This window comes from Xanthomonas sp. WHRI 7945, from assembly GCF_035026585.1.
The window spans coordinates 1-18,739 of the sequence record NZ_JAYIQP010000008.1; the positions used below are offsets into that span (position 1 = coordinate 1).

The 18,739-nt window shown below is 72.1% G+C and carries 14 protein-coding genes; 8 read left to right on the forward strand and 6 right to left on the reverse strand.

Annotated features, from left to right (window positions below; genetic code table 11):
• Nucleotides 1-117: 117 nt before the first annotated feature.
• The 4 genes from hemC to mdoH all read right to left on the reverse strand — a co-directional run bounded on the left by hemC (nucleotide 118) and on the right by mdoH (nucleotide 4,699).
• Nucleotides 118-1,041, reverse strand: a complete 924-nt coding sequence (gene hemC, locus VDQ83_RS08325; protein WP_455434557.1) for a hydroxymethylbilane synthase — start codon at nucleotides 1,039-1,041, stop codon at nucleotides 118-120.
• Between the two features lie 136 nt (nucleotides 1,042-1,177).
• Nucleotides 1,178-1,909, reverse strand: coding sequence for a LytR/AlgR family response regulator transcription factor (locus VDQ83_RS08330; RefSeq protein WP_455434666.1), 732 nt, complete (start codon nucleotides 1,907-1,909; stop codon nucleotides 1,178-1,180).
• A 136-nt stretch (nucleotides 1,910-2,045) separates the two neighbouring features.
• Nucleotides 2,046-2,711, reverse strand: a complete 666-nt coding sequence (locus VDQ83_RS08335; protein WP_455434667.1) for an alpha/beta hydrolase — start codon at nucleotides 2,709-2,711, stop codon at nucleotides 2,046-2,048.
• A gap of 56 nt (nucleotides 2,712-2,767) precedes the next feature.
• On the reverse strand, nucleotides 2,768-4,699 hold the full coding sequence (gene mdoH / locus VDQ83_RS08340) for a glucans biosynthesis glucosyltransferase MdoH (RefSeq protein WP_455434558.1): 1,932 nt from the start codon (nucleotides 4,697-4,699) through the stop codon (nucleotides 2,768-2,770).
• Nucleotides 4,700-5,140: 441 nt separating this feature from the next.
• Between mdoH and VDQ83_RS08345 the strand changes: the two genes are divergently transcribed.
• Together VDQ83_RS08345 and VDQ83_RS08350 are read left to right on the forward strand one after the other, a co-directional pair.
• Nucleotides 5,141-5,428 carry a hypothetical protein gene (locus VDQ83_RS08345; RefSeq protein WP_263395811.1) on the forward strand — a complete coding sequence of 96 codons (288 nt, stop codon included), beginning with the start codon at nucleotides 5,141-5,143 and terminating at the stop codon, nucleotides 5,426-5,428.
• Nucleotides 5,425-5,964 (forward strand): cysteine hydrolase family protein, encoded by a 540-nt coding sequence (locus VDQ83_RS08350; protein ID WP_263395812.1) that lies wholly within the window; start codon nucleotides 5,425-5,427, stop codon nucleotides 5,962-5,964. Before VDQ83_RS08345 ends, VDQ83_RS08350 begins: the two co-directional genes overlap by 4 nt.
• Nucleotides 5,965-5,987: 23 nt before the next feature.
• On the opposite strand, the gene VDQ83_RS08355 is transcribed toward VDQ83_RS08350, so the two are convergent.
• Complete coding sequence (locus VDQ83_RS08355; protein WP_263395813.1) at nucleotides 5,988-7,286, reverse strand: two-component system sensor histidine kinase NtrB; 1,299 nt, start codon at nucleotides 7,284-7,286, stop codon at nucleotides 5,988-5,990.
• Between the two features lie 110 nt (nucleotides 7,287-7,396).
• Here VDQ83_RS08355 and VDQ83_RS08360 point away from each other — a divergent pair, with 110 nt between their 5' ends.
• Nucleotides 7,397-7,771, forward strand: coding sequence for a response regulator (locus VDQ83_RS08360; protein ID WP_286038041.1), 375 nt, complete (start codon nucleotides 7,397-7,399; stop codon nucleotides 7,769-7,771).
• Between the two features lie 16 nt (nucleotides 7,772-7,787).
• On the opposite strand, the gene VDQ83_RS08365 is transcribed toward VDQ83_RS08360, so the two are convergent.
• On the reverse strand, nucleotides 7,788-8,033 hold the full coding sequence (locus tag VDQ83_RS08365) for a hypothetical protein (protein WP_455434559.1): 246 nt from the start codon (nucleotides 8,031-8,033) through the stop codon (nucleotides 7,788-7,790).
• A 350-nt stretch (nucleotides 8,034-8,383) separates the two neighbouring features.
• On the opposite strand from VDQ83_RS08365, the gene glgA reads away from it, so the two are divergent.
• From glgA to treY, 5 genes are all read left to right on the forward strand, one after another.
• Nucleotides 8,384-9,961 (forward strand): glycogen synthase GlgA, encoded by a 1,578-nt coding sequence (glgA, locus tag VDQ83_RS08370; protein ID WP_263395816.1) that lies wholly within the window; start codon nucleotides 8,384-8,386, stop codon nucleotides 9,959-9,961.
• Nucleotides 9,958-12,207, forward strand: coding sequence for a 1,4-alpha-glucan branching enzyme (locus VDQ83_RS08375; RefSeq protein ID WP_455434560.1), 2,250 nt, complete (start codon nucleotides 9,958-9,960; stop codon nucleotides 12,205-12,207). The genes glgA and VDQ83_RS08375 overlap by 4 nt, the downstream gene beginning before the upstream one ends.
• Nucleotides 12,208-12,268: 61 nt before the next feature.
• Nucleotides 12,269-14,005 carry a malto-oligosyltrehalose trehalohydrolase gene (gene treZ, locus VDQ83_RS08380; RefSeq protein WP_455434668.1) on the forward strand — a complete coding sequence of 579 codons (1,737 nt, stop codon included), beginning with the start codon at nucleotides 12,269-12,271 and terminating at the stop codon, nucleotides 14,003-14,005.
• A gap of 151 nt (nucleotides 14,006-14,156) precedes the next feature.
• On the forward strand, nucleotides 14,157-16,115 hold the full coding sequence (gene malQ, locus VDQ83_RS08385) for a 4-alpha-glucanotransferase (protein ID WP_455434561.1): 1,959 nt from the start codon (nucleotides 14,157-14,159) through the stop codon (nucleotides 16,113-16,115).
• 2 nt (nucleotides 16,116-16,117) lie between these two features.
• Nucleotides 16,118-18,733 carry a malto-oligosyltrehalose synthase gene (gene treY, locus VDQ83_RS08390; protein WP_455434669.1) on the forward strand — a complete coding sequence of 872 codons (2,616 nt, stop codon included), beginning with the start codon at nucleotides 16,118-16,120 and terminating at the stop codon, nucleotides 18,731-18,733.
• Nucleotides 18,734-18,739: the final 6 nt, after the last annotated feature.

Here is an 18,739-nt window from a genome sequence, read left to right on the forward strand (position 1 = left end):
GCTTCAGCCGCGACAGGCGTTACCGGTAACGCCTGTCGCGGCTGAAGCCGCCCTACAGGCTCGCTGCCTGCACAGACCCGGTTTTTCTGGATGCAACGGGCGCCTGGGCCGGACCTCTCAGCCCGGTAGCGCGGCATCCAGCAGCTCGCGCGCGCCGGCGCCCAGCAGCGCCTCGGCCACCGCTTCGCCCAGCGCCTCCGGGTCCTGCGCGGTGCGCTGCAGTTCGGCGCGTACCAGGCGTCCGTCGGCGACGCCGCCGACCAGGCCCTGCAGCAGCAGGTCCTCGCCGCGCCATTGTGCGAAGGCGGCCACCGGCACATGGCAGCTGCCGTGCAGCGCGCGGTTCATCGCCCGCTCGGCCTCCACGCAGGTGCGGGTGGGCGCATCGTCCAGTGCGGCGAACAGGTCCAGCGCGAGCGTGGCGTCGCCGCGGCATTCCACCGCGATGGCGCCCTGCGCCGGCGCCGGCAGCCAGTCCGGCGCCTGCAGGCGTTGGGTGATGCGCGCCTCCAGGCCGAGCCGCTGCAGGCCGGCGCAGGCCAGCACGATCCCGTCGTAGCCGCCGTTGTCGAGCTTGGCCAGGCGCGTGTTGACGTTGCCGCGCAGGTCCTGCAGCTGCAGGTCCGGGCGCCGCGCGCGCAGCTGCGCCTGGCGGCGCAGCGAGGAGGTGCCCACCCGCGCGCCCAGCGGCAGTGCGTCCAGCGACGCGTACAGGTTGGAAATCAGCGCATCGGCCGGGTCGGCGCGCGCCAGGATCGCCGGCAGCACGAACGGCGGATCCAGTTCCATCGGCACGTCCTTGAGCGAATGCACCGCGCAATCGGCTTCGCCGCGCAGCATCGCCAGCTCCAGTTCCTTCAGGAACAGGCCCTTGCCGCCGATCGCCGCCAGCGAGCGGTCCAGCACCTCGTCGCCGCGCGTGCTCATCGGCACCAGCACCACCTCCAGCTGCGGATGCGCCTGGCGCAGGCAGGCGGCGACGTGTTCGCTCTGCCACAGGGCGAGCGGGCTTTTGCGGGTGGCGATGCGCAGGATCTTCATCGGCCCATTATCGCGGAAAGCGCCGCCATCCATCCCGGCCTTCGCAGCCGAATGCCCGCTCATCCGCTCCAGATTCCGAACCCCGCTTGCCGCAACCACTCCACTGCCCATCCCGAATCCCCACTTCCGGCCCCCCTCACAGATAACGGATCTCCTGCCGCAACTGCGCCACACAGCGCCGGCTCACTTCGAGCGGCTGCTTGCCATGGCGCAGCACCGCATGCACCTGGCCCTCGCCCAGGCGCCGCAGCTCGACCAGTTCGTGGCGCGCGACCAGGCAGTTGCGGTGGATGCGCACGAAGCGCTCGGCGAATTCCTCTTCCAGCGACTTCAGCGATTCCTCGATCAGGTCCTCGCCGCGCGCATGGTGCACCACCACGTACTTTTCCTCGGCCTGCAGGTAGTGGATGTCGTCGACCGGGATCAAGCGCAGGCTGCCGCGCAGCCGCGCGCACAGGTGGGTGCGGCGCTGTTCCAGCGGCGTGGCGCCGACGCTGCCGCGACGACCGGCCATGAACGTGCGTGCGCGCTCCAACGCCGCCGCCAGCCGCTCGGCGCGCACCGGTTTCATCAGGTAGTCGATGGCCGCGGCCTCGAACGCGGACAGCGCGTGCGCATCGTAGGCGGTGCAGAACACCACCGCCGGACGCGGCTCGAAGCTGGCCAGGTGGCGCGCGGTCTCCAGCCCGTCGACGCCGGGCATGGCGATATCCAGCAGCACCAGATCCGGGCGCAATTCGGCGCAGGCGTGCAGCGCTTCCAGGCCATTGCCGGCCTCGGCCACCACCTCGATGCCGGCATGCTCGGCCAGCAGCGCGCGCAAGCGCTCGCGCGCCAGGGGTTCGTCGTCGGCGATCACCACCTTCACGTACGTCACCTCAGTGGGCTGGAGCGCGGTCTCGCCGCATAGTAGCCCCGCCGCCGCCGGGCCGTCATCCGCGCCTCGGGGCGGCAGGGGCTCGCCCCGCCGGCGCGCGCCGCGCGCCGCGCGCCGTGGCCGCGCCTCAGCCGGCGGCGAAGCGCGCGCTCATCCAGTCTTGCAGATCGGCGATCTCCTCGGCGCAGACCTGGTGCGCCATCGGATAGCGCTGCCACTGCACCGGCATGCCCAGCGCCTGCAGCGCCTGCGCGGTCTGCTCGGCATAGGGTTGCGGGATCACCGGATCGCCCTGGCCGTGGGCCATGAACAGCGGCTGCGACAGCGCCGCCGGCGCATGCCAGCGGGCCACGTCGGCCACCTCCGGCAGGTAGGTGGACAGGGCGATCAAGCCGGCCAGCGGCCGTTCGCGGCGCAGCCCCGTCGCCAGCGTGATCGCGCCGCCCTGCGAGAAACCGGCCAGCAGCAGGCGCTCGGCGGGCACACCGCGTTCGTGCTCGCGCGCGATCAGTTCCTCGACCTGCGCGACCGAGGCGGCCACGCCGGCGCTGTCGGCGCGATTGGCGAAATCCGGACTGACGATGTCGTACCAGGCGCGCATGCGCACGCCGTTGTTGATCGTCACCGCGCGCACCGGCGCGTGCGGGAACACGAAGCGCAGCGCCGGCCAGCCCGGCCGCAGCAGTTCCGGCACCAGCGGCGCGAAGTCGTTGCCGTCGGCACCGAGCCCATGCAGCCACAGGACGGTCCAGGCCGGCGAGGCGGCGGTTTCGTGTTCCAGCGTTTCCAGCATGCGCGGCGTCCCCATCGAGATGCGGCGCATTATGCCTGCCGCATCGGCCGCCCGGGTCAGCCGGCGATGCGCCGCGCGGCCGCGGCGCGGCGCAATTCGCCGGCGCGCAGCAGCACCGCCGGCGGCTGCCGCTCTTCGGGAATGGCCAGGATGCGCAGCTGGCGCAGCCACAATCCGGCCGCGCGCGAGGAGCTCACCGCGACCACCGGGATCGCCAGCGCCATGCCGATCACCACCGGCGCCATCCACATCGCCAGCGACGGCGACACGACGTAGGCCATCCCACCCATCAGCAGCCCGAACGCGCTGAGGCCGCCATAGCTGCGCGCCAGCGCCAGCCACGACAGGCGGCCGTCGTCGCGCTGCTGCGCGTCCCAGCCCGAATCCTTGCCGGCCAGCACTTCGGCCACGCCGCGCGACTGCACGTACATCACCACCGGCGCCATCAGCGCCGCCAGCACGGTCTCCAGCAGCATGCTCAGCAGCGCGCGCAGCGCCCCGCCGCAGCCGCGGCGCTCCTCGGGTTTGAGCAGCATGGCGAAGTAGCCCAGCACCTTCGGCGCCAGCAGCACGAACATGGTCACCGCGAACACCCAGAACACCCGGGTCGAATCCTGCTGGTGCCAGTAGCGCGCCGGCGAGAACGGGGACACCACCGTGGCGACCAGGTCGAAGCCGTCGCTCTGCAGCGGGATGGCGATGCCGATCAGCATCAGCAGGCCCCACATCGGCGCGGTGAAGTAATGGCCGATGCCGATCATCATGTGCATGCGGCTGATCCAGTGCAGGCCGCGCGCGAAGACCACCTTGGAATGCTGCAGGTTGCCCTGGCACCAGCGGCGGTCGCGCACCAGCAGGTCGGTCAGCGTCGGCGGGCCTTCCTCGTAGCTGCCCTGCAGGTACGGCACCATGTGCGTGGCCCAGCCGCCGCGGCGCATCAGCGCGGCCTCGACGAAATCGTGGCTGAGCACGTGGCCGCCGAACGGCTTGCGCCCGGGCAGCGCCGGCAGGCCGGCCTGTTCGGCGAAGGCCTGGGTGCGGATCACCGCGTTGTGACCCCAGTAGTTGCTCTCCGCGCCGTGCCACCAGGCCACGCCGTAGGCGATCACCGGGCCGTAGACGCGGCCGCCGAACTGCTGCATGCGCGCGAACAGGCTGTTGCCGTTGACCACTTCCGGCAGGGTCTGGATCAGGCCGACATCGGGATGGTCTTCCATGCCCGCGACCAGGCGCACGATGGTCTCGCCGGTCATCAGGCTGTCGGCGTCCAGGATCAGCATCTGCGGGTAGGCGCCGCCGAAACGGCGCACCCAGTCGGCGATGTTGCCGGCCTTGCGCTCGGCGTTGTCGGCGCGGCGCCGGTAGTAGATGCGGCCGTGGCCGCCGGTGCGCGCGACCAGGTCGGCATAGACCTCTTCTTCCTCGGTCCCGACCGCGGCGCGGGTGGTGTCGCTGAGGATGAAGAAATCGAAGTGCGCGATCTGGCCGGTGGCCTCGACCGATTCGTAGATCGCCTGCAACCCGGCCATCAGCCGGTGCGGATCCTCGTTGTAGGTCGGCATCAGCAACGCGGTGCGGCTGCGCACGCTCGGCAGCGGTGCGTCCGGATCGATGCCGAGCTTGCGCCCGCCGCCGAACACCAGGGTCACGAACCCGGCCAGCGCGCTGACGAACGAAAACGCGATCCACGCGAACAGCGGAATGAACAGCGCCATCAGGCAGGCTTCGAGCACGCTGACGCCGCCGATCAGCAGCACCTTGGCGATCAGCACGCTGGCGTAGGCGGTCATCAAGGCGGTGCTGCCGAACACGTACAGCCGCCGCCAGAACATGCCGACCGGCGTGGTGGGCAGGCGCTTGTTGCGCAGCTTGCCCTCGCGCAGGGTCTGCACCGGCATCGGCAATGGCGCCTCGGGCGGCAGCACCGCGTGGCCGGCATCGAGGGAAACGGCGTCGGGCAGGGTCGGTGGGGGGACGACCATGCTCATGCGTTCCGCCAGCCTCGTCGGGCAGCGCAGCGCCGCGATCCGGATCTGGCCGCAGCGTGCCCTGGCACCGCGAACGGCGCCGTGTTGCTGTGATTGCCACTCGTACCCACGTTCTCTCCTGTCGGGCGGGCAAAATACGGCCGCCACTGTAAACCTTAAATAGTAAGCTTTCGCGAAGATCGCCGAGAACGCGACCGTGGCGGCGCCTGCGGTCCGTTCAGCCATCCGCCGCGCTCACTCGCGTTTCACCGCGCGCGGAGAACATGGCAAGCGGTCCGCACAGGAGGCAGCGCAGATGCGCCAACCGTCCCAGGCAGCGGCGCCGGGCGTCCATCCGGCCGCCGCGCCACGCATCGATCGCATCGGCAACAACATCGTTCCGCCGGCGCAGCCGCGCTGCGTGCCGCGCGGCAACGCTACGCGGCCGCGAAGGAGGATCCGATGAAGCCGCTGGATCTCGTCGGCTGGGCGGCGACGCTGATCCTGGTGGCGACGCTGCTGCGGCAGATCCACAAGCAGTGGCGCGCGCCCGACGTGCAGGCGGTGTCGGCCTGGCTGTTCGTCGGCCAGATCAGTGCCTCGCTGCTGTTCATCGTGTACAGCGCGGCCCTGCGCAACTACGTGTTCGTGGCGACCAACACGCTGGTGCTGCTGACCGCCGTGGCCGGGCAACTGCTGCAGACGCTGAAACGGCGGCGCCTGCGCGAACACCGTGAGCGGACGTCATGAGCCGGCCGGCGCTGCTGATCGTGGACATGGTCAGCCGCTTCGATTTCCCCGACGGCGCGCGCCTGGCCAAGGCGGCGCTGCCGGTGGCCGAACGCATCGCGCAGCTGAGGGCACGCTTCCACCGCCGCGACTGGCCGGTGGTGTTCGCCAACGACAACTTCGCCGACTGGCAGACCGATTTCGAAGGCCTGTGGACGCTGTGCGCCGACCCCGCGCAGCGCGGCGCGCAGATCGCCAAGCTGCTGGCGCCGCAGCCGCAGGACTACTACGTGCTCAAGCCGAAGCATTCGGCGTTCCTGGATTCGGCGCTGCAGATCCTGTTGTCGCGGTTGCAGGCCACGCGCCTGCTGGTCACCGGCGTGGCCACCGACGCCTGCGTGCTGGCCACCGCGATCGATGCGCGGATGCGCGATTTCCAGGTGCAGGTGCCGCCGTCGTGCTGCGCCACGTTCGGCGCGGCGCGCCAACAGCGCGCGTTGCGGCTGCTGCACGACGCGTTCGCGGTCAGCGTGAGCGAGCGGCTGCCGGCACGCTGAGCCGGTGGCTCAAGTCGGTCAGCTCAGGCCAGTGCCGGCAGCGTCGCGCCGTCGTCGCGCTCGCCCGGCGGCGCGGCGGCGACATACGGGAACGCCAGGGTGATGATGGTGCCGCGGCCCAGTTCGGAATCCACGTCGACGAAGCCGCCGGCCTGGCGCACCAGGCCGTAGACCTGGGCCAGGCCCAGGCCGGTGCCCTTGCCCTCGGGCTTGGTGGTGAAGTACGCCTCGAACAGCCGCGACTTGGTCTCCTCGGACATGCCCTCGCCCTGGTCGCTGACCGCCAGGGTCACGTAGCGGCCGGGCTGGCGCAGCGCCGCCGCCTCGTGCGTGGCCGGCACGTGCAGGGTGCCGCAGCGGATCGACACCACGTCGCCCGGCTGGCAGGCGTCGCGCGCGTTCAGGGCCAGGTTCATCACCGCCTGCTCGACCGAGCCGCGGTCGGCATAGGTCGTCGCGGCGCCGTCGGCGGTCGCCAGCTGCAGCTGCATTTCCCCGCCCAGCGCCTGCGCCAGCAGCGGCTGCATCTGCACGACCACCTCGCACAGGTCCAGCCACTCCGGCTTGACCGGGTGCGCGCGGGCGAAGCCGAGCAGGCGCCGGGTCATCCGCGCGCCATGCTGCAGTGCCTCGCCGGCGATGCCGAGCAGCTTGCGCTGGTCCGGCTGCAACCGCTGCGGATGTTCGGCGACCATGCTCACCGAGGTCATCGCGGTCTGCAGCATGTTGTTGAAGTCGTGGACGATGCCGGCAAGCATCTGCCCGATCGCCTCGCCCTTCTGCGCCTGGGTCATCGCCCGCTCGGCGACGCGCTGCGCGGCCAGGGCGATGTCCAGTTGCCCGCGCAGTTGGGTGTGTTCGGCCTGCAGTTGCTGCCGCCCCAGCGCCTCGCTGACCGCCGGCGGCGGCGCGGCGCCGGCCTGCGGCAAGTCGCCGAGGGTGCGCAGGGCCTGCTCGATCTGGCGGTGCTCGGTGATGTCGCGGCTGATCACCAGCACGCTTTCCACCTCGGCCTGCGCGTTGGTCAGCGGGCTGGCCAGCACGTGCCACCAGCGCGGGCGGCCATCCAGGGTCGGGCGCTGCGCCCAGAATTCGTACTGCTCGTTGCGCAACGCCGTGGCGAGCGCGGTTTCCGCGAGCGGCCGCATCTCCTCCGGCCACAGCCCCACCCATTCGTGGCCGACGATGCGCTTGGGCTCCGCCGCGCCCAGCAGGCCCAGGCCATGCGTGTTGATCGAGCGCACGACGCCGTCGCGGCCGATCTCCTTGATGCAGTCGTGCGAGAGTTCGACGATCTGTCGATAGCGGGCGTGAGTGGGCAAGCGACGTCTCGCGATTGGGAGGTCGAGGATATCGGCATCATCGTGGCGTCACCAGCGCTTCACCCCTCAGTGGTGAAGCTGCGGACAACGAAGCCGATGGCATCAGCATTATGCGCGGGACTTGCGCCCTCACCACAATTCTTTTGGTGGAGGACGACCAGACGATCCGGGAATTGGCTGCGATGATGCTCGACGCCGATGGCTATCGCGTGCTGAGCGCCGGCACCGCGAACGAGGCGCTCCAGCTGCTGGAGCAGCATCCGGACGTGGACCTGATCTTCAGCGACGTGCAGATGCCCGGCTGCGACGGCGTGACCATGGTGCGCGAACTGCGCCGGCGCGCGGTCACCATCCCCGCCCTGCTCACCTCCGGCATGAAGAACCCCGAGACCGCGACGCTGCCCGCGCATACCGGCTTCCTGTCCAAGCCGTACAGCCATTCCGGGCTGCTGGCGGCGCTGCAGCGCCTGCAGCCCGCCCACTAGCCGGCGCGCGGCTCGTTCAGCCGAACACCAGCTTGCCGTACTGCGCCGAACGGATCGCCGCCAACCGTTCGGCGACGAAGTGCTCGCCGGCACGGACATCGCCGAAGTAGACGCCGTCGAATGCATGCCGGCCGAGGACCGCGCCGTCGTCGGACGAGATCTGGATCTGCGGCAGCAGCACCCCATCCGGCCCCGCGGCGAGGACGGCGTCCAGCACGAAGCCATCGAGTTCGCGACGCATGCGTTGATCAGGTAGGTTCATGCCGGCATTGCAGCACAGGCCGGATGAAGCCCCCGCTACCCGCGCATTCACGCCGGCCGGCGCCAGCCGTGGCGGCGCGGAAAACGAAGCTAAACGATTCATGGCTGTCTGCCCGTACTGCCGCCTGCATTGCGGCCGCTTCACTATGCGGTAGCAGGCCGGCTGTAGCGTAGACAACACGCGCACTTCACACCCCTTTTATCGCCGCATTCGTACATTGCTGAAGAAGCGCTGACCCGCTTGTCCGCTGTACCTCATTCCATCTTTGGTTTTACGCCGCGCGCCTGTCCGGGCATGCGGCGGCAGTTGCTTTCCGTGTCCCCCGTCTCCCCCTCTTCGACGGAACTGCCATGTCGCCCCCTACGCTCGCCGATCTGCCCGATAGACAACGCGATACCCATCCGGTCCTGCGCGCCCCCCGGCGCCGCCATCGCGACGCGCGCGGCCGCTTCATCCGCGCCGCCGAGGTCACCGTCAAGCTGCAGCCGGCCGCGCGCCGCGCCAGCCTGTTCGTGACCTCGGAGATGGCCGACTTCATCAAGGCCGGCGGGCTCGGCGACGTGGCCGCGGCGTTGCCGCGCGCGCTGCGCGGCAGCTGCGACATCCGCGTGTTGATTCCGGGCTATCCGGCGGTGCTGCGCAAGACCGGCCCGCTGCAGATCGTCGGCCAGATCGCCGCCCATGCTGGCCTGCCGGCCTGCGCGCTGGGCCGCGCGGACCGCCCCGACGGCCTGTGCGTGTACGTGCTGCTGTGCCCGCAGCTGTTCGAGCGCCAGGGTTCGCCGTACGTGTCCAGCGAGGGCCGCGACTGGGAAGACAACGCGCTGCGCTTCGCCACGCTGTCGCACGCCGCCGCGCAGATCGCCGGCGGCCGCGCCGGGCTGGACTGGAGCCCGGACCTGCTGCACCTCAACGACTGGCCGTGCGCGCTGGCCGCCGCCTACGTGCGCTGGTCCGGCGGCCGCACACCGTGCCTGCTGACCATCCACAACCTGGCCTACCAGGGCCTGTTCCCATATTCGATGGCCGCGGCCCTGGGCATTCCGAACGAGGGCCTGCAGGACCTGGAGTTCTACGGGCAGATGTCGTTCCTGCGCGCCGGCATCGTCCACGCCGAGCACGTCAACACGGTCAGCGTCAGCTACGCCGCGCAGATCACCGGCCCGGCGCAGGGCTGCGGCCTGGACTCGCTGCTGGCCCGGCGTGCCGCCAGCGGCCGCCTCAGCGGCATCGTCAACGGCATCGACGCCAGCTGGGACCCGCGCACCGACGACCACCTGCATGCCCATTTCGGCATCGACCAGTTCCAGGGCAAGCGCGAGAACGCCGCCCATGTGCGCCGCGCGTTCGGCCTGATCGACAGCGACGGGCCGCTGTTCGCGGTGGTGTCGCGGCTTGTGCACCAGAAGGGCCTGGACCTGATCTGCGAGGTGGCGCCGCAGATCGTCGCCGCCGGCGGCCAGATCGTGGTGATCGGCGGCGGCGAGCCGCAGATCGAGCAGGCGGTGGCGGCACTGGCGCGGCGCTTCCCCGGCCAGGTCGGCGCCCACATCGGCTTCGAGGAACGCCTGGCGCGGCGCATGTTCGCCGGCTCGGACTTCCTGCTGATGCCGTCGCGCTTCGAGCCGTGCGGGCTGAGCCAGATGTACGCGCAGCGCTTCGGCAGCCTGCCGATCGCGCACGCCACCGGCGGCCTGATCGATACCGTGGACGACGGGGTGACCGGCTTCCTGTTCGAGGACCCGTCCGCCGACGGCCTGCGCCGCTGCCTGCAGCGCGCGTTCCGCACCTTCCGCCTGCCGCGCCTGCTGCAGGCGATGCGCCGCGCGGCGATGCTGCGACCCAGCGGCTGGGACCTGGCCGGACGCAAGTACATGGCCCTGTACGACCGCACTGCGGCTCCGACGTCGGCGACGGCGGTGGCATGAGCGAGCGGGAACGGTCGGCGGACACGACGCCGGTGTGGGACGCGCCGCTGGAAGCGGCGGACGACGAGCAGGAACGGCTGGCGCTGCAGGCGCTGGCGCGCGGCGAGGCGGTGGACGCGTTCGCCTGGCTGGGTCCGCACGCGGCCGCCGATGGCACGGTGCGGGTGCGCGCGCTGGTGCCGGGCGCCGACGCGCTGGGCCTACTCGACGGTTCCGGCAAGCTGGTGGCGCGGATGCGCGCGCATCCGCAGGCCGAGGGCCTGTTCGAAGGCGAACTGAAGACGGCGATGCCGTACCGGCTGCGCATCGTGTGGCCGGACGCGGTACAGGAAAGCGACGACCCGTACGCGTTCGGTCCGGTGCTGGACGCGGCGTGGCTGCAGGGCATGGCCGCCGGCGACGGCGCCGCACTGCGCACCGCGCTGGGCGCGCACCATACCCGCGTCGGCACGGTGGACGGGGTGCGCTTCGCGGTGTGGGCGCCGCAGGCGCGCCGGGTCGCGCTGGTCGGCGACTTCAACGGCTGGGACGGGCGCCGCCACCCGATGCGGCTGCGCCGCGAGGCCGGGGTCTGGGAGCTGTTCGTGCCCGGGCTGCGCGGCGGCGAGCACTACCAGTACGAGATTCTGGCCGCCGACGGCACGCCGCTGCCGCGCAAGGCCGATCCGGTCGCGCGGCACAGCACGCGCGCGCCGGACACCGCTTCGGTGGTGCCGAGTTCCGCCGGCTTCGCCTGGCACGACACGGAATGGCTGGCGCAGCGCCAGGCGCGCGCCGGCGCCGCACAGCCGATGAGCATCTACGAACTGCACGCCGGCTCCTGGCGCCACGACGCGCAGGGCCAGCCGCTGCAGTGGGATGCGCTGGCCGCGCAACTGATCCCGTACGTGCAGGAGCTGGGCTTCACCCATATCGAACTGCTGCCGATCACCGAATATCCGTTCGGCGGCTCCTGGGGCTACCAGCCGCTGGGCCTGTACGCGCCAACCGCGCGGCACGGCGACGCCGACGGCTTCGCGCGCTTCGTCGATGCCTGCCACCAGGCCGGGATCGGCGTGATCCTGGACTGGGTCAGCGCGCATTTCCCCGACGACGCGCACGGCCTGCAGCGCTTCGACGGCACCGCGCTGTACGAGCACGCCGATCCGCGCGAAGGCGTGCACCGCGAGTGGAACACCCTGATCTACAACTACGGCCGCGCCGAAGTCGTCGCCTACCTGATCGGCAGCGCGCTGGAGTGGATCGAGCGCTTCCACGTCGACGGCCTGCGCGTGGATGCGGTGGCGGCGATGCTGTACCGCGACTACGGCCGCAATGAAGGCGAGTGGGTGCCCAACGCCGAAGGTGGGCGCGAGAACCTGGAGGCGATCGCGTTCCTGCGCCAGCTCAACGCCGAGATCGCGCAGCGCTTCCCGGGGGTGCGGGTGATGGCCGAGGAATCCACCGCCTGGCCGGGCGTGACCGCGCCGCTGCAGCAGGGCGGGTTGGGTTTCAGCCACAAGTGGAACATGGGCTGGATGCACGACACGCTGAGCTACATGCGGCGCGACCCGATCCACCGCCCGCACCACCACAGCGAGATGACCTTCGGCCTGGTGTACGCGTTCTCCGAGCACTTCGTGCTGCCGCTGTCGCACGACGAAGTGGCGCCCGGCAAGGGTTCGCTGCTGGCCAAGATGCCCGGCGACAACTGGCAGCGCTTCGCCAACCTGCGCGCCTACCTGGCCTTCATGTGGGCGCACCCGGGGCGCAAGCTGCTGTTCATGGGTGGCGAGTTCGGGCAATGGCAGGAATGGGACCACGACCGCGCGCTGGACTGGGCGCAGGCGCAGCGCCCCGAGCATCGCGGCGTGGCGCGGCTGGTCGCCGACCTCAACCGGCAGCTGCGCGCGCTGCCGGCGCTGTACCGCAGCGACCGCAGCGCCGACGGCTTCGAGTGGAGCGTGGCCGACGATCACCGCAACAGCGTGTTCGCCTTCGTGCGCCACGATCGCGACGGCGGCGCGCCGCCGCTGCTGGCGGTGAGCAACTTCACCCCGAGCGTGCACCACGGCTACTGCCTCGGCGTGCCGCGCAGCGGGCAGTGGCGCGAAATCCTCAACAGCGACAGCGGCTACTACGGCGGTTCCAACCAGGGTAACGGCGGCGTCCTGCGCACCGTGGCGCAGCCGATGCATGGGCATGCGCAATCGCTGGCGCTGACCCTGCCGCCGCTGTCCACCCTCTGGTTGCAAGCGGAGCACTGACGTGAACATCGCAACGAACGCATCATCGACCGGCTCCGCTGCAGCGGCGCCGCCCGCCGCGCTGCGCCAGGGCGCCTGGCCGACCGCGACCGGCGAAGTCGCGTTCGCGCTGTGGGCGCCGGACGCCACCGCCGTGGAGCTGGTGTTCGACGACGGCAGCCGACACCCGCTGGCCGCCGCCGCGGACGGCTACTTCAGCGCCACCCTCGCCTGCCCCGCCGGCACCCGCTACCGCTACGCGATCGACGGCGGCGAACCGGTGCCGGATCCGGCCTCGCGCTGGCAGCCCGACGGCGTGCATGGCGCCAGCGCGGTGCTGGCCAGCGACGGCTACCGCTGGAAGCACGACGCTTGGCGCGGCCGGCCGTGGGCGGAAACGGTGTTCTACGAGTTGCACGTCGGCGCCTGCGGCGGCTACGCCGGGCTGCGCGCGCAATTGCAGACGCTGGCGGCGCTGGGCGTCACCGCGATCGAGCTGATGCCGCTGGCCGCGTTCCCCGGCCGCCACAACTGGGGCTACGACGGCGTGCTGCCGTATGCGCCGGCGGCCGCCTACGGCCATCCGGACGAACTCAAGGCGCTGATCGACGAGGCCCACGGGCTGGGCCTGAGCGTGTTCCTGGACGTGGTCTACAACCACTTCGGCCCGGACGGCAATTACCTGGGCCAGTACGCCTCGCCGTTCTTCCGCGAAGACGCGCCGACCCCGTGGGGCGCGGCGATCGACTTCCGGCTGGCGCCGGTGCAGCGCTACTTCATCGACAACGCGCTGATGTGGCTGCACGAGTACCGCTTCGACGGCCTGCGCCTGGACGCGGTGCACGCGATCGTGCCCAACACGTTCCTGGACACCTTGCGCGAGGCGATCATGGCCAGCGTGCCGGCCGGGCGCCACGTGCACCTGGTGCTGGAGAACGAGGCCAACCAGGCCGGCGTGCTGGAGCGCGGCTACAGCGCGCAATGGGACGACGATTTCCACAACAGCCTGCACGTGCTGCTGACCGGCGAGGACGAGGGCTACTACGCCGGCTTCGCCGATGCGCCGGCGCAGCACCTGGCGCGGGTGCTCGGCGAAGGCTTCGCCTACCAGGGCCAGGCCGACCACCGCGGGCATGCGCGCGGCGAACCGAGCGCGCAGCTGCCGCCGCACAAGTTCGTGATCTTCGCGCAGAACCACGACCAGATCGGCAACCGCGCGCGCGGCGACCGGCTGATCACCCAGGTCGCCGAGCCGGCGCTGCGCGCGGCGCTGGCGCTGACCGCACTGACCCCGATGATCCCGCTGTTCTTCATGGGCGAACCGTGGGGCAGCCGCACCCCGTTCCTGTTCTTCACCGATTTCGCGCCGCCGCTGGACGAAGCGGTGCGCGAAGGCCGGCGCCGCGAGTTCGCGCATTTCGCCGCGTTCGCCGATCCGCAGCAGCGCGCGACCATTCCCGACCCGAACGCGCCGAGCACGTTCCAGGCGTCCATTCCCGACATCAGCGATGCCACCCACGGCGACGGCGCGCGCTGGCGCGACTGGTTCGTGGCGCTGATGGCCCTGCGCCGCCAGCAGCTGGTGCCGGCGCTGGCGCAGGCACGCGCGCTGGGCGCACGCACGCTGGGGCCGAAGGCGGTGGCTGCAGGCTGGGGGCTGGGCGACGGCGAGTGGCACGTGGCCGCGAACTTCGGACAGGCGCCGGTGGCGCTGGACCTGCCCGGCGCCACCGTGCATGCCGAAAACGCCGGCGACGATCCGGCGCAACTGCCGCCCAACGCCTTCGTCGCGCGCTACCGTCCCGGTTCCACACCGTGACCGCACGCTGTCGCGACGCCATCGCGACAGCGTCCCCGGCAAGCTGGCCGTTCCGTTGGTCGCCGACCGACGCGCAGGCCTTGCCGTGCGCGGCACCGGCGACGGCGGGTGCACGTCCTCCCTCCATCACTGCCGCGGCTCCGACTTGCCCATGACCGACACCCCCCTGCACACCCTGGCCTCCGCCGCCGGCCTGCTGGTCGACTGGATCGACGCGTCCGACACGCCGCGCAGCGTCGGCCCGGACACGCTGCGCAGCGTGCTCGGCGCGCTCGACCTGGACGCGCGCGACGATGCCGCCTGCCGCGACAGCCTGCGCCGACTGCAGGCCAGCGCCACCGCCGCACCGTTGCTGACCGCCGACGTCGGCACGCCGATCGATGCCGGCGGCATGCCCGGCGCGGCGTACCGGCTCGAACACGAAGACGGCAGCCAACGCGACGGCCGCTTCGATGCGCAGGGCCGCGTCGCGGCGCTGGACACGCACGGCTACTGGACCCTGCAGCACGGCGACCAGCACACCACGCTGGCGCTGGCGCCGACGCGCTGCTACGGCGTCGCCGAGGCGGTCGGCGAGGACGCGCCGCGGCGCTGGGGCCTGTCGCTGCAGGTGTATTCGGCACAAGGCCCGCGCGACGCCGGCATCGGCGACGCGTACGGCGTCGCCGCCTGGGCCGATCGCATCGCCGCGGCCGGTGGCGATGCGATCGCGCTGAGCCCGGTGCACGCGGCGCGGCCGGTCGGCAGCCACTACAGCCCGTATTCGCCCGGCGACCGCCGCTTCCTCGACCCGTTGCAGGCCGCCCCGGCGCGCGTGCTCGGCGCCGCCGCGGCGCAACGCGCCCTGCAGGCGGCCGGGCTGGAGCAGGCCTTCGCCGAGGCGCAGGCGCGCGAGCTGATCGACTGGCCGGCCTCGGCCGCGGCGAAGTGGCAGTGGCTGCGCCAGCTGCATGCCGACTTCGCCCAGGCCGACGCCGCCCTGCATGCGGATTTCGCCGCATTCGAGCAAGAACGCGGCGCCGCCTTGCGCGACTACGCCGCGTTCGCCGCACGCGATTTCGGCGATGCCGATCCGGCCCTGCACCGCTTCGCGCAATGGCTGGCCGCGCGCAGCTGGGCCGGCGTGCAGCGACAGGCGCGCGAAGCCGGCATGGGCATCGGCCTGATCGCCGACCTGGCGGTGGGCTTCGATCCCGGCGGCGCCGAAGCCGCGGCCTGGCCGCAGGCGGTGTTGGCCGGGCTGGAACTGGGCGCGCCGCCGGACGCGTTCAACGGCGACGGCCAGGCCTGGGGCATCGGCGGCTACTCGCCGACCGGGCTGCGCGCCACCGGCTATGCGCCGTTCCTCGAACTGCTGCGCGCGGTGCTGCGCGATCGCGGCGGCGTGCGCATCGACCACATCCTCGGCCTGCTGCGGCTGTGGACGATCCCGCGCGGCGCCAGTTCCGCCGACGGGGTGTACCTGCGTTATCCGCTGCACGACCTGCTGCGCCTGCTGGCGCTGGAATCGTGGCGGCACCGCGCGATCGTGATCGGCGAAGACCTGGGCGTGGTGCCGGACGGCATCCGCGCCGAGCTGTCGCAGCGCGGGGTGATGGGCATCGACGTGCTGCTGTTCACCCGCGACGCCAAGGGCGCCTTCCTGCCGCCGGCGCGCTGGCGCGGCGATGCGATCGCCACCACCACCACCCACGACCTGCCGACCCTGCGCGGTTGGCGCCGCGGCGAGGACATCGACTGGCGCCGGCGCCTGCAGCTATCCGATGCCACGCAGCAACGCGCCGACCACCTGACCCGCGCCGCCGACGTGGCCAGCATGGACGGCGCGGTCGCTGCGGCGCTGCCGCAGGCGCAGGCGCGCGACCCCGAACTGGATGCGCTGCGCTTCGTCGCCGCCACGCCCTCGCCGCTGGCGCTGCTGCCGGCCGAGGACGCGCTGGGCCTGGACCAGCAACCCAATCTGCCGGGCACCGTCGACGGCCATCCGAACTGGCGCCGGCGCCTGCCGCGGCCGGACGCGATGGATGCCAGCGCGCTGCTCGACACCCGCCTGGACGCGTTCGCGCAAGCCCGCCGCAGCGCCTCCGCCGCGCAAGGAACCGACCGATGAGCCTGATCCCGCTGCGCGCCACCGCCCGCCTGCAATTGCATGCGGGGTTCACCCTGCTCGACGCCGCCGCGCAGGTGCCGTACTACGCCGGCCTGGGCATCAGCCACCTGTACCTGTCGCCGATCGGCACCGCGGTGCCCGGCTCCACCCACGGCTACGACGTCACCGATCCGCGCCAGGTCAACCCCGAACTCGGCGGCGAGCCGGCGCTGCTGCAGCTGTCCGAGCGCGTGCGCGCGCACGGCATGGGCCTGATCCTGGACATCGTGCCCAACCACATGGCCGCGCACGCGGCCAACCCGTGGTGGTGGGACGTGCTCAAGCACGGCCGGCAGAGCCGCCACGCCGGCTGGTTCGACATCGACTGGCGCGCGCCCGGGCGCGACGGCAAGCTGTGGCTGCCGGTGCTGGACCGGCCGTACGCGCAGGCGCTGAGCGAAGGCGTGTTGCAGCTGCGGGTCGACGAAGACGGCGAGGCGCGACTGGAGCACCACGACCAGCGCTTCCCGATCCGCCTGGAAGGCCCGGTCGCGCAGGATCCGCCGGCCACGCGCCAGGCCTGGGCGGCCCGGCTCAACGATGCCGCGCGGCTCGGCGACGACACCCTGCATCGCTTGATCGAGCGCCAGTGCTACCGCCTGGCGTGGTGGCGGGTCGGCAACGACATGCTCAACTACCGCCGCTTCTTCGACATCACTTCGCTGACCGCGTTGCGCGTGGAGCAGAGCGAGGTGTTCGCCGCGGTGCACGAGCTGCCGCTGCGGCTGGTCGCCGACGGCCACCTGGACGGCGTGCGCGTGGACCATGTCGACGGCCTGGCCGATCCCACCGGCTACGTGCAGCGGCTGCGTGCGCAACTGGACCGCGCCGGGCGCCGTCGCGGCATCGGCGCCGGCGGCATCGCGCTGTACATCGAGAAGATCCTGGCGCCGCAGGAAACCCTGCGCGCCGACTGGCCGTGCGACGGCAGCACCGGCTACGACTTCATGGATCAGGTCGCCGGGGTGCTGCACGACCCGGCCGGCGCCGCGCCGCTGACCGCACTGTGGCGCCGCTACAGCGGCCGCAGCGGCGATTTCGGCCAGGAACAGCGTGCCGCGCGCGACGAGATCCTGCAGGGGTCGCTGCAGACCGAGTTCGTGCGCACCGTGCAGGCGCTGTCGGCCGCAGCGCACCTGGAACCGGTCACCCGCGAGTTCAGCCCGCAGATGCTGGCGCAGGGCCTGATGGCGCTGCTGCGGCAGTTCGAGGTGTACCGCACCTACGCCGGCCCCGACGGCCTGGACGAAGCCGATGCGGCGCGCCTGGCGCATGCCGCGCAGCGCGCGCGCGCCGGCGCCGAGCCGCGGGTGGTCGCGGCGATCGACGCGATCGAACGCTGGAGCCGCGACGGTCGCGGCACCGGCAAGGCGCAGATCGCGCTGCGGCGCATCGTGCGCCGGCGCATCGAACAGCTGTCGGCGCCGCTCAACGCCAAGTCGGTCGAGGACACCGCGTTCTACCGCCATGGTGTGCTGCTGTCGCGCAACGAGGTCGGCAGCGATCCGGACGTGTTCGCGCTGGCGCCGGACGCGTTCCATGCCGCCAACGCGGCGCGCGCGCAGCGGCATCCGCGCGCGCTGCTGGCCACCGCCACCCACGACCACAAGCGCGGCGAAGATGTGCGCATGCGCCTGGCCGCGCTCAGTGCGCAGGCGCCGTGGTGGGACGCACAGGTCGCGCGCTTCCAGTCGCTGGCCGCCGACCTGCTGCCGGCGGACAGCGCCGCACCGCTGCCCGGCGACGTGCTGATGCTGTGGCAGATGCTGGTCGCCGCCTGGCCGCTGGAACTGGCCGCCGACGATGCCGGCGGCCTGCGCGACTACGCCGAGCGCATCGCCGCCTGGCAGCTGAAGGCGGCACGCGAGGCCAAGCTGCGCACCTACTGGACCTGGCCGGACGAGGCCTACGAAACCGGCGCGCGCGCGTTCCTGGACGCGGCGCTGCTGGCGCCGGCCGGCGCGCCGCTGCGCGAGGCGCTGGCGCAGGCCGCGGCGGCGCTGGCCCCGGCCGGCGCGCTCAACAGCCTGGTGCAGACCACGCTGCGCCTGACCGTGCCCGGCGTGCCCGATCTGTACCAGGGCAGCGAAGGCTGGGACCTGTCGCTGGTCGATCCGGACAACCGCCGCCCGGTCGACTACGCGCTGCGCCAGGCCTGGCTGCGCGACGCCACCGCGCCGGCGGACCTGCTGCGCGACTGGCACAGCGGCCACATCAAGGCCTGGCTGAGCGCGCAGCTGCTGCAGCTGCGCGCCGCCCATCCGGCGTTGTTCGCGCACGGCGACTATCGTCCGCTGTACGCGCAAGGCGCGCACGCCGACCACGTGCTCGGCTTCCTGCGCGAGCACGCCGGCCAGACCCTGGCGGTGCTGGTGCCGCGCCTGACCGCGGCGCGGCAGGCGCTGGATCCGGCCGCGCCGCTGCGCGCGCCGCAGGACTGGCATAACACCGTTCTGACACTGCCCGCGGCACAGTACCGGCATGTGTTGAGCGGGCGCACGCTCGCGGCATCGGCCACGACGCCGGTGTCCGAGCTGCTCGCCGACTTCCCGGTCGCCGTACTGGCCACCTTCCCCTGACAAGAC

Excerpts from the sequence above, each read along its gene's own strand:
- mdoH (WP_455434558.1), bottom strand. The coding sequence starts at position 4,699 with ATGAGCATGGTCGTCCCCCCACCGACCCTGCCCGACGCCGTTTCCCTC.
- VDQ83_RS08375 (WP_455434560.1), top strand. The coding sequence starts at position 9,958 with ATGAGCGAGCGGGAACGGTCGGCGGACACGACGCCGGTGTGGGACGCG.
- VDQ83_RS08350 (WP_263395812.1), top strand. The coding sequence starts at position 5,425 with ATGAGCCGGCCGGCGCTGCTGATCGTGGACATGGTCAGCCGCTTCGAT.
- VDQ83_RS08345 (WP_263395811.1), top strand. The coding sequence starts at position 5,141 with ATGAAGCCGCTGGATCTCGTCGGCTGGGCGGCGACGCTGATCCTGGTG.
- VDQ83_RS08335 (WP_455434667.1), bottom strand. The coding sequence starts at position 2,711 with ATGCTGGAAACGCTGGAACACGAAACCGCCGCCTCGCCGGCCTGGACC.
- glgA (WP_263395816.1), top strand. The coding sequence starts at position 8,384 with ATGTCGCCCCCTACGCTCGCCGATCTGCCCGATAGACAACGCGATACC.
- hemC (WP_455434557.1), bottom strand. The coding sequence starts at position 1,041 with ATGAAGATCCTGCGCATCGCCACCCGCAAAAGCCCGCTCGCCCTGTGG.
- VDQ83_RS08365 (WP_455434559.1), bottom strand. The coding sequence starts at position 8,033 with ATGAACCTACCTGATCAACGCATGCGTCGCGAACTCGATGGCTTCGTG.
- malQ (WP_455434561.1), top strand. The coding sequence starts at position 14,157 with ATGACCGACACCCCCCTGCACACCCTGGCCTCCGCCGCCGGCCTGCTG.
- VDQ83_RS08360 (WP_286038041.1), top strand. The coding sequence starts at position 7,397 with ATGCGCGGGACTTGCGCCCTCACCACAATTCTTTTGGTGGAGGACGAC.